The organism is Megamonas sp., from assembly GCF_986095205.1.
In genome coordinates, this window is the sequence record NZ_CFQVBI010000015.1 from 55,620 (window position 1) to 67,016 (window position 11,397).

Annotated in this window: 10 protein-coding genes; 9 read left to right on the forward strand and 1 reads right to left on the reverse strand. The window is 25.4% G+C overall.

Features of this window, described 5'->3' with window-relative positions:
* Positions 1 to 65 precede the first annotated feature (65 nt).
* Entirely contained in the window at positions 66 to 1,286 is a 1,221-nt protein-coding gene (locus tag AC5LAX_RS02540) for a class I SAM-dependent rRNA methyltransferase (protein WP_008538524.1), read from the forward strand.
* A gap of 45 nt (positions 1,287 to 1,331) precedes the next feature.
* Here AC5LAX_RS02540 and AC5LAX_RS02545 read toward each other — a convergent pair whose 3' ends face one another.
* Positions 1,332 to 1,814 carry a prolyl-tRNA synthetase associated domain-containing protein gene (locus AC5LAX_RS02545; RefSeq protein ID WP_288908880.1) on the reverse strand — a complete coding sequence of 161 codons (483 nt, stop codon included), beginning with the start codon at positions 1,812 to 1,814 and terminating at the stop codon, positions 1,332 to 1,334.
* Between the two features lie 565 nt (positions 1,815 to 2,379).
* Here AC5LAX_RS02545 and cas6 point away from each other — a divergent pair.
* The 8 genes from cas6 to cas2 all read left to right on the forward strand — a co-directional run bounded on the left by cas6 (position 2,380) and on the right by cas2 (position 11,315).
* Positions 2,380 to 3,039, forward strand: coding sequence for a CRISPR-associated endoribonuclease Cas6 (gene cas6, locus AC5LAX_RS02550; RefSeq protein ID WP_493263629.1), 660 nt, complete (start codon positions 2,380 to 2,382; stop codon positions 3,037 to 3,039).
* Between the two features lie 27 nt (positions 3,040 to 3,066).
* Positions 3,067 to 4,890, forward strand: a complete 1,824-nt coding sequence (locus tag AC5LAX_RS02555) for a hypothetical protein (protein ID WP_288908882.1) — start codon at positions 3,067 to 3,069, stop codon at positions 4,888 to 4,890.
* Positions 4,891 to 4,925: 35 nt separating this feature from the next.
* Positions 4,926 to 5,999 carry a type I CRISPR-associated protein Cas7 gene (locus tag AC5LAX_RS02560; protein WP_288908883.1) on the forward strand — a complete coding sequence of 358 codons (1,074 nt, stop codon included), beginning with the start codon at positions 4,926 to 4,928 and terminating at the stop codon, positions 5,997 to 5,999.
* The gene (gene cas5b, locus AC5LAX_RS02565) at positions 6,000 to 6,821 is read left to right on the forward strand and encodes a type I-B CRISPR-associated protein Cas5b (protein ID WP_288908884.1); all 822 of its coding nucleotides are present in this window, start codon (positions 6,000 to 6,002) and stop codon (positions 6,819 to 6,821) included.
* A 66-nt stretch (positions 6,822 to 6,887) separates the two neighbouring features.
* On the forward strand, positions 6,888 to 9,557 hold the full coding sequence (gene cas3 / locus AC5LAX_RS02570; protein ID WP_288908886.1) for a CRISPR-associated helicase Cas3': 2,670 nt from the start codon (positions 6,888 to 6,890) through the stop codon (positions 9,555 to 9,557).
* A 19-nt stretch (positions 9,558 to 9,576) separates the two neighbouring features.
* The gene (locus AC5LAX_RS02575) at positions 9,577 to 10,068 is read left to right on the forward strand and encodes a CRISPR-associated protein Cas4 (RefSeq protein ID WP_117584954.1); all 492 of its coding nucleotides are present in this window, start codon (positions 9,577 to 9,579) and stop codon (positions 10,066 to 10,068) included.
* Between the two features lie 29 nt (positions 10,069 to 10,097).
* Entirely contained in the window at positions 10,098 to 11,096 is a 999-nt protein-coding gene (cas1b, locus tag AC5LAX_RS02580) for a type I-B CRISPR-associated endonuclease Cas1b (protein WP_115152394.1), read from the forward strand.
* Between the two features lie 3 nt (positions 11,097 to 11,099).
* Positions 11,100 to 11,315: a CRISPR-associated endonuclease Cas2 gene (gene cas2 / locus AC5LAX_RS02585; RefSeq protein WP_288908887.1), complete on the forward strand. Its 216-nt coding sequence runs from the start codon at positions 11,100 to 11,102 to the stop codon at positions 11,313 to 11,315.
* Positions 11,316 to 11,397 lie beyond the last annotated feature (82 nt).

Sequence of the window (11,397 nt, forward strand, 5' to 3'; positions counted from 1 at the left end):
TAATAAGAATTGATATAATAGAGCATAATATTTTATTTGTAGTTTTAAAGAAAAGGACGAAGAAAATGAGAGAATTTACAAAAATAAAAATTACACCAAAAGGAGAACGTTCTGTAAAACATGGTCATCCATGGGTTTTTGGCGATGAAGTAATCGACATCGATGGCACTTATGAAAATGGCGATTTAGTTGATGTACTTACAAACAAAGGCAAATACCTAGGTACAGGTTTTATCAATGATAATTCTAAAATTCGCATAAGAATTATTTCCACAAATGCTAATGATAAATTTGATGAAGCATTTTGGGAACGTCGCGTGCGTTATGCTATAGATTATCGCCGTCAAGTAATGGGTGAAGACTTCAACTGCTGTCGTTTGATTTTTGGTGAAGCAGATAGTTTCCCTGGGCTTACAATTGACCGTTTTGAAGATGTATTAGTAGCACAAGTTTTATCTTTAGGTATCGAAGTTCGCAAAGATGTTATTTTTAGCAAAGTAATTGAAATTATGCGTGAATATGGCGAAGAAATAAATTGCTTTTATGAACGCAATGATGTTAAAATCCGCAAACTTGAAGGTATGGAAGAATACAAAGGATTTTATAAACATCCATTATTAGACGAAAGTAAGGAACATACAACTTTAGTTATTACTGAAAATAATATTAAATATAATGTTGATGTAGAAAACGGACAAAAAACAGGCTTTTTCTTAGACCAAAAATACAATCGTAGAGCTGTAGCTCATTTGGCAAAAGGCAGAAAAGTATTAGATTGCTTCACTCATACAGGAGCATTTGCTTTAAATGCTGCTAGTGGCGGTGCATTATCTGTAACAGCTGTAGATATTTCTCAAGAAGCAGTAGATATGACTACTAAAAATATTGAAATGAATGGGCTTGATAATGCTAAAGCGATTAAAGCTGATGTATTTAATTTATTAACAAAACTTATCGAAGAAAAAAATAAAGATTATGATTTTATCATCTTAGATCCACCAGCATTTACAAAATCTCATGCGACTGTAACAAATGCTTATCGTGGATATAAAGATATCAATTTACGTGCAATGAAATTGTTGCCACGTGGCGGATATTTAGCAACTTGTTCTTGCTCTCATTTCATGAAAGAAGATTTATTCTTAAAAATGTTGAATGAAGCAGCAAGTGATGCCAAAGTAACACTTCGTCAGATTGAAGCACGTCAGCAATCTCCTGACCACCCAATTGTATTTGGTATCCCAGAAACTTATTATCTTAAATTCTATTTATTCCAGATTGTATAATTAAAGTAAAAGAGACAAATATTAAAAAATATTTGTCTCTTTTTGTTATAAATCAATAATGCGAATTTCATTGCCATGAGGTAGTAATAGGTTATATAAGTCTTCAAATTTTAAAAATACAGTGGCTGTATTTTCCATAGGGTGCATACCTATTGTTTGATTTTGTAATTCACTGTCAAATATCATTAAGATATTTTTATCATTGTTATTTAATATGGCAAGTGGTGTAACGCTACCAGGTTTTACTTCTAGCATTTGTTCCATAGCTTCTTGCTTAGCAAAACTAAGACGTTTACTAGGAATTTTTTCACTTAATTCTTTGAGGTTGATATTTTTATGCACAAATAAAGAAACAAGATAGAAATTTTTCTTTTTGGCATCACATAAAAATAGATTGCGAATGACTTTTTCACGATTAGGAAGATTAGATTTATCGCCTTCTTCTACAGAAAATATAGGTTCATGTTCATATTTAGTGAAAGGTATTTGTTTATCAGTAAGATATTGTAAGATTTCAGCCTTATTCAAAATAAAATCTCCTTTAATTGAATTTAGATATAAAAAAGCTGTAATAATTGAGTATTTTCTCAAATTATTACAGTTTTTTTGTCATATCGTGCCAAACTTAAAAGTTTTAGTAGGATATATAGTTTAGAACATAGAAAACATCAAATGTTACAGTTAATACTTTAGAATACCAAATAAAATAGATATTCAAATACATTATAGAATGTTTTTGTTAATATAGATTATATTATTAAATATTAAAATTTAAATTATTTATTATTATAAATGAATTAATCTATCTTGACAATTCTAAATTAAAGTTATATTATTTAATATATAAAATATTAATAACCAAATAAAATAGATTGAGGACGAAAATGACATGTTAATTTATATGTATTCTAAGATTGTAGAATTAGTTATTAATATTAGTATTTGTATTAATATTAATTTTTAATTTTTGCAATTTAGTATGGGAAATAATATTTAAAATATTTCCCATACTGGAATTAATATGTTATTAAAAAATATATTTTATGAAAGGAGTATTTTGATGAGAGTATATCAAATACGAATGCAGATCTTTTTGTTAGAAGATATTTCTATTAATAAAATTCAAGAAAAGATAACCGCTTTTATTGATTCGGGTTTTAAAACTGATGAGAAGTGGTTAAATTTTCATGAACAGAATAGTTACAAAAATTATTGCTATGATCAGTTATATCCAATAGAAAAAGATCGGGTTTATAAAAAAGGAAAGATATATACTTTGACTATACGTACTGTAGATTTAGAATTAGCAAAGTATTTTAAATTAGTGTGTGTGGACAATCACACAAAAGAAATTAAAGGATTGGTAGCAGAAATCAGAGTGTTGCCAAAAAAAATGTTAGAAAGAGTATATACGCTTACGCCTATGATCATAAAAACAGAAAAAGGTTATTGGAAAGAAGCTATAAGTTTTGCAGAATTTGAGCAAAGATTAAAAGTTAATTTAATTAAAAAATGGAATGCTTATTATCAAGAAAAAATTGATGAAGACTTTGACTTATACACTGTGATAGAACTTAAAAATAAAAAGCCAATTGCTATGGAATATAAAAGTATAAAATTATTGGGCGATAAAGTTCAAATACAAGTGGCAGATAATAAGCGTGCTCAAGATTTATGGTATTTTGCTTTGGGTGTTGGTCTAGGTGAGATGAATGCTCGTGGCTGTGGATTTTTAAATTATCGTTGGTTATAACTTTATTTAAAAGAAAGGAGGAATTTTATGTTTGAAGAATGTTTAGAAGTATTTAAAAGAGAATTAGACTATGATAATAATCTTATCTTGGACGAATATATACCAGCAGATGGTTCTTATATAATTGTAGATGCTGAAGGTAAGATAAAAAATTATCAAGATATAAAACTTGATAAAAAAAAGAGAGGAACAAGTGAGGCTGTAGAAAAAGGTAGTTATTTTAAAGAGATATGTTTTTATGATTATCATAGTAAATTGATTTCTATGAACAAACCTATGGATAGCAAAAAAGTAATTCATTCTAATAACTATTTATCATTTGCAGTGAAAAAAGAAAGTATTACGTCTAAATTAACAGAAACTATTATTGATAATTATTATGATACTTTAAAAAATCCTTTAGAAGCAAAATATAAGAAATCTAAAGAAGCAAGTAAGATTTATCAAAAATTTGAAGAAGAATATGCTCCTGTAAATATAGAAATATTGGAAAAATGTAGAAGTTGGATAAAACAGCATATTTTTTCTATTGATAAATTGATAAATATCGATTTAAAAAAGAAAGATTATCTTAAAATTTTCTTTGAAGTTTTTGAAGCAGATGAAGAAGATAATAAGAAGAATAAAGAATTATTTATTCAAGAAGATAATAGATATATTTTCCCTAACATCTATAATAGTAATGATTATAATGTAGAAGTTGAGGGGAAAATACAAGGTATTCCAGATAATAATATGGGAATGAATGCTAAAAAACCATTTTTAGCTATAAAGACAAGAAAAACTCCTGCTGCTTATTTAGTAGATATAAATAAAGCTATTTTGCAAAAACAATTTTTTGAGTATTTAATGAATTTTGCTGCTAATGGTAAAAATAATATTTATATAGATACGAAAAACTATAGAATTAAAGCATATAGTGATCAAGACGAACGCGATGATTTTGATGGAATGGCTTCAGGATATTATTTACGTATTCAAAAGGGCAAAGAATTAGAAATTCAGATTCAAGATAATATAGTGGATTATCAAAATAGATTAAAAACAAATTTTGAATATGTGAAGTTTATAAGTATTGATATTAAAGAAGATAAATTACCTGAATTTGCTAAGAAGTATGGCGTTTATGATAAACGAACAAGTATTGGTACATTAATTAATGAAATATTTTTTTCAAAATTTTTGAGAACAAATTATTTTATAGATGCAAATGATATGAGTATAAAAGATAGTGTGTTAAGACAAAATATTATTATGTATCGTAATATAATTTTTGATTGGGTTTATAAAGGAATTGATAATAATTTTAGTAAAGCAGAAGAAAAATTTGCTTTAGATTTAATAAAAAATTCAATACGAAATGAAGATAAATATAACTTAAGACCTAAATCACAATTGAATTTGCATTGGTCATTAAAGGATTATTTTCTTAAAATGAAAAAAGAACAAGGAGGAGATACAATGGCTGATATAGCAACAAAAATTAGAACAAGCGTAAAAGAAAAAATTATGTTTAAAGAGGATTTGATAATGCCTAGTGATGATAAAGAATATTATTATGCAGTAGGGCAATTATTATCATATTTTATTTTTAAAAGCAGAGCTGGTAAGAGAATGCAATCTATGATAAATCCAGTACTTAATGCTAAGCGTGATAACATTATAAAAATGAGATTATTTCAGTTATATAAAAAATATAATTATGATATATCTATCCATAATTATAATATGAAAAAGCTATATGCAATGATTTTAGGCTATAAGCCTCAAAACAAAGTAAATCAAGAAATGATTTTATTTGGCTATTTAGATGAAAATATATTATTAAAAAGTAATGCAAAAACTGTTTAAAATGAGAACTAATATAATTTTAGGAGGATATAAAAATGGAAAATAAAACTATGAATAAACGAGTATATGGTATATTGGGTATTTCTTCAATTATGGGAAATTGGAATGCAGATTTTTCAGGTTATCCAAAATCAACAAGTGATGGTAATGTATTTGGCAGTGATAAGGCATTAAAATATCCAATGAAAAAGATGTGGGATAATGAAGAACAAAATGTTTTATATATTAAATCATTAGCATTTGGAGAAAAAGGAAAAGATGGTTCTATTAGTTTAACACCTAGAACTTTAAAAGAACGTTATGAATTATTATTTGGTGAAGATGATTTAAAAGATGTAAAAAAGGTTTTGACTAATTTAATGACAGCAGTAGATGTAAAAAATTTTGGTGCAACTTTTGCGGAAGCTGGCTGTAATATTGCCATTACTGGTGCAGTACAAATTGGTCAAGGCTTTAATAAATATATTGATACTAATGCAGAAGAACAAGATATTTTATCTCCATTTAAAGATGCAAAAGCAAAAGAGAAAAATGAAGTAAAAGCAAAAGCAAAAGCTAAGGCGAATAATTTATCAGAAGATGATATTGAAGTAAAAGATGCTCAAAATTCTACATTAGGTACAAAAATAACAAGTAATGAAGCACATTATTTTTATCCATTTGTAATTAATCCACTTGCTTATAAAGAATTAGTAGATTTAGGTGTTACAGAAGGTTATACAGAAGAAGATTATCAAAATTTTAAGCGTACAGCATTAGTATCTGCCACAGCATTTGCAACAAATTCTAAAGTGGGCTGCGAAAATGAATTTGCTGTTTTTGTAGAAACGCAAAGTGATACTTATTTACCTAATTTATCTGAATATGTAACTTTTTCAAAGGATGAAGATGAAGAAAATAAAGACATTGAAGATAAAGACCTTAAAGATATTAAAGATAAAAATATTAATGTTATAGATTTAAAAAATTTGGCGGATATATTAAATGATATGAGTCAGCAGATTAAATCTGTAGAAATTTATTACAATCCATATACTACAAAATTAGAAAATAAAGATATGAAATTTGCTAAATACTTTAATATCATAACCTCTAAAGAGGTGCAATAAATGGAAATTTTAAAATTTAAACTCAGTGGAAAGAGTGCTTTTTTTAAAAAGCCTGAAGTGAATACGTATTGTTATTTTACGTATGGCAATATTCATAGAGTGGCTTTATTAGGCATTTTAGGAGCTATCTTAGGATATAAAGGTTATAGCCAAATGCAAGATATTTTGTTTAATAAAAAGAAAAAAGGAAAATTAGAATCATCGTATCCTGAATTCTATGAGAAACTAAAAGATTTGAAGATTGCTATTTTGCCTTTAAATAATAAAGGTATTATCTCTAAAAAAATACAGATATTTAATAATTCTGTTGGTTATGCTTCTAAAGAACAGGGCGGAAACTTGATAGTAAAAGAACAATGGCTTGAAAATCCTAAGTGGGAAATTTGCATTTTGTTAGATTGTGAGGAAGCTAAAAAAATCAAAGAGGCTATACAAAATCATAAATGTGAATTTTATCCATATTTAGGGACAAATGATCATTTTGCAGATATCGAGTATTTAGGTGTAGAAGAAGCTAAAACTATAGAGGATGAAATGTATAGAATAGATAGTTTTGTCTTTAATAGTGATGTAGATATATTAAATTTAGAAGAAGAAGATTTAGAGGATTGGAAATTTCAAGGAAAGCCTACATCTAAGGGAAATTTTAAATATGAAGAAGCTTTGCCGTATACTATCAATGAGATAACAAATAATTATAAATTTCAAAGATTTGTATATACTGGAAATTTGATAGAATTAAATAATGATAGAAAAGTATATCATATACAAGATAAGAATGAGGAAGAACAAATAGAAGATAAATATATTATATTTTATTAAATAAGTAGATATGGCTGATTAATAGAAACAAATGTTGTAAATTTTGTTAGTTAGAAGGTGATTTAGGTGGATTATAAAATTCTAAATGAGTTAATAGATGATGTAGATAAGTATAAAGCACATAAAAAATCTAAAAATGAAAAAGATGAAAAGGGAGAACAAATATATGAAACTTTGCTAGAACATACAAAAAGAACAGAAAAATATTTTGATAAATTTTGGCAATCGAAAAAATGTGATGATATTTTAGATAGATTTTGTAGTGCTTTATGGCAAGACAAAATGATAAAGAAAAAAGATATAGAAGAAGCTAAGATTATATTAAAAGAAATGATAGAGGCTATTCCTATTTTTCATGATTTGGGAAAAATAAATCCTAATTTTCAAATTGAAAAAATGGGTAATAAAGAAATTATTAGAGATGAAAATTTTATAGAAACAAAACATTCTTTTATTTCAGCGATAATATATTTATCTTATTTTAGAAATAAAATAGTAAATAAAGTAAAAGGAAGAAAAATAAAAGATTTACTTAAAGAATTTATATTGTATCATGCTTATATTATAGAAAGACATCATAGTGATATAGATAAAATTGGCAAATTTGTTGGAAAGATTAATTTTAAGGCAAATCCTGATACTGAACAAGCAATTAAAGAGTTACCTATTAGTAAATTAATAGAGGCTATAACTAAAAGTAAAATATATATGAAAGATTTATCTTTAAAGAAGGGTAGTACAGATAATCTGATTGCATCATTTGAAGATAAAAAGTTTATTAATAAAAATGATAAGAGGCGTAGTGAAAAACAAGGGATATATATTTGTATCTATATAAGATGGTTATATTCTTTATTAGTAGCAAGTGATTATTATGCCACTTCGGAATTTATGAATGGTGGCTCTTTTAATGAAGTTGATGATTTAAATAATATTCAAGATTGGATAAATGTTTATGAAAATACAGATTTAATGAAAAATATTCGTAAATATCAAAATGAAAGTTATCCTATGTCTATGGAGAATTTAAATAAAGCTACAAATATAAATATATTACGTAGTGAAATTTTTTGTGAAGCTGAAGAACAAATAAAAAATAGTTATCAAGAAAATATATTTTATTTAGAGGCTCCAACAGGTAGTGGTAAAAGTAATACAGCAATGAATTTAAGTTTTAAATTGATGTCTTGGAATAGAGATTTATGTAAGATTTTTTGGATTTATCCTTTTAATACTTTAGTAGAACAAAATTTAGATACGTTAGAAAATATTTTTGGAAAGAAAGAGAATATTATTTCAAAAATTGCTGTAATAAATTCATTAACACCAATAAAATTAAAACATGTAGATTGTAAAGGAAATATAATATCTGAAAATGATGAACCTGATGAGAATAACGAAAAAAATGTTTATAGACAATCTTTGTTAGACAGGCAATTTTTGAATTATCCTATGATTTTATCAACACATGTTAGTTTATTTAATACTATATTTGGAGAAAGTCAACAAAATTTATTCGGTTTTTATCAGTTAATAAATAGTGTAATAGTATTAGATGAAATTCAAAGTTATAAAAATAGTATATGGACAGAAATAATATACTTTTTAAAACAATTGTCTAATTTATTTAATATGAAAATTATTATTATGTCAGCTACATTGCCTAATTTAGATAGATTATCTCAAGGTCAATCAGAGGCAATATTTTTACTAAAGAATTCTAATAAATTTTTTAAAACAGATTGTTTCAAAAATCGTGTTCAGTTGAATTATGATTTATTAGATACTAAAGTTGATGATAAATTTAATCAATTAAAAGAGCATTTAAAACAACATTTAGATACAGATAAAAAGATTTTAATTGAATTTATAAAAAAACGAACAGCTAATGACTTTTGGTTATATCTAGTAGAAGATGAATACTTTAGAGAAAAAAATATAAAAATTGAGTATTTATCTGGAGATGATAGTTTAGCTGAACGTAAAAGAATTTTGGATAAAATAAAGCAAACAGAAGATACTATAGTTTTAGTAGCAACACAAGTTATTGAAGCTGGTGTAGATATAGATATGGATATTGGTTATAAAAATATATCTAAATTAGATAGTGAAGAACAATTTATAGGTAGAATAAATCGTTCATGCAAAAGGAAAGGAATAACATATTTTTTTCAAATTGATGATGCTAAAGATATCTATAAAAATGATATTAGAGTAGATAGTGAATTTACGTTAGAAGAAGAAAATATGAGAGAAATTCTTATTAATAAAAATTTTGGTGATTATTATAATAAGATTTTAGATGTAACTAAAAATAATAATAAAGCCTATATTAAAGATTTTTTAGGATCTATAGCTGATTTAAACTATGAATATATAGATAAACATATGAAATTGATTGATGAAGATAAAAATATAGTACAGGTTTATTTAGCTAGAAAAATTGTAGATATTAATGGTGATTTGATAGATGGTAAAGAGATTTGGAAGCAATATGTAAATTTATGGAAAATGAAAAATTCTATGGATTATGCAGAGTGGAAAGTAAAAATGTCTATAATAACAAGTAAAATGAATTATTTTATATATCAAGTTAATAAATCAAACTTAGAGTTAAAAGAATATAATGATAAAATGGGCAACATAATTTATATAGAAGATGGTGATAAATATTTTAAAAAAGATAAATTTAATAGAGAGCTGTTACAAGGTGTGGGAGGTATAGATTTTATATGAGATAAAGAAGGTATCAAAAATGAAAGTGAACGGAACTTTGATGAATTATTATATTCATTGTCCTAGACAATGTTATTTATTTGGAAATCGGATAAATTTAGAAGATAATAGTGAAACGGTAAATATAGGTAAAATTCTTCATGAAGAACGAGCGGATAATGAAAATACAGAAATAGCCTTAGATAATATTAAATTAGATAAATTAACTAAAGAATATTTGACAGAAGTTAAAAAATCTGATGCAGATATTGAAGCTTGTAAATGGCAATTACTATTGTATTTGAAGATATTAAAAGATAAAGGAATTGTGCGGAAAGGAAAATTAGAATTTATTGAAAAGAAAAAGACTATTAAGAAGACGATGATTTTAGAATTAACTCCAGAGATAGAAATTATGTTAAAAAAATATGTAAAAGCCATTGATGAATTACTAAAATGTGATGAAGTACCACCAGTTTTAGGTAAAAGCAGTTGTAAAAAATGTGCTTATTATGAGTATTGTTATATTTAAAATTTTTGTTCGGAGAAAGACGTGATATTATGGGTAGTACAAAGTGTATTGCATCTATGGGTGAATTGAGTCGAAAAGATAATTCTTTATGTTTTAAAAATGAGAAAAAACATGTATATATTCCTGTAGAAAATATTAAAGAAATTTATTGTTTTAATGAAGTGAGTATCAATAGTAAATTATTGGATTTTTTGGCACAGAAAAATATAATAGTTCATTTCTTTAATTATTATGGCAATTATAGTGGCACTTTTTATCCAAGAAAAAAATATATGAGCGGAAAATTGTTAGTGAAGCAAGTTAATAAATTTAAAACAGATCGTTTGACTGTAGCAAGAGCGATTGTAAAAGGAATTGGTATTAATATTTATGAAGTGTTGTATCACTATTATAAGCATGATAAAAAAGAGGTAAAAGAAGTATTAGATTGGATAAAAACACAATTTTATTCAGCTGTAAATGAAGTAAAATCTATACCAGAGTTAATGGCTTTTGAAGGCGATTTATGGCTTAGATTTTATAGCACATTTAAATATTTTTTACCTGAAGATTTTGTTATGAACAAACGAGTAAAAAGACCACCAGATAATCCTATAAATGCATTGATATCTTTTGGCAATACTTTATTATATACAAAGACAATATCAGCTATTTACAGAACACATTTAGATCAACGAATAAGTTTTTTGCATGAGCCTTCAGAAGGAAGATTTTCTTTAAGTTTAGATATAAGTGAAGTTTTTAAACCTGTTATTGTATTTAAAACTATTTTTGATTTAGTGAATAATAGAAAAATAAAAGTAGAAAATCATTTTGAGAGAAAAGTAAATTATTGCATATTAAATGAAGAAGGTAGAAACATATTTTTAAAAGCTTTTCAAAATCGTATGGAAATGGTAGTGCAACATCCCAAATTAAAGAAAAAGACATCATATCATTCAATGATAAAGATAGATTGTTATAAGTTAATAAAATTTATTATGGAAGATAAAGAATTTATACCATATTCATTGAAAGCAGGGTATTGATGAATGAGTAAAAAAATAAATTATAATTATGCTTTTTTATTTTATGATGTAAATGAAAAGAGAGTACAGAAAGTATTTAAGATATGTAAAAAATATTTATCGCATTTTCAAAACTCAGTATTTAGAGGAGAAATAACACCATCAAAATTAATGAAATTAAAGTTAGAGTTACAAAAAATTATAGTAGATGAAGAAGATTTTGTTTGTATTATAAAATGATGGATTGTATAATGAAGTGCGACACCTAGAAAAATAAAAAACTCATTATGAATTTTCGTGTAAAATAAAGTTACCACACAAA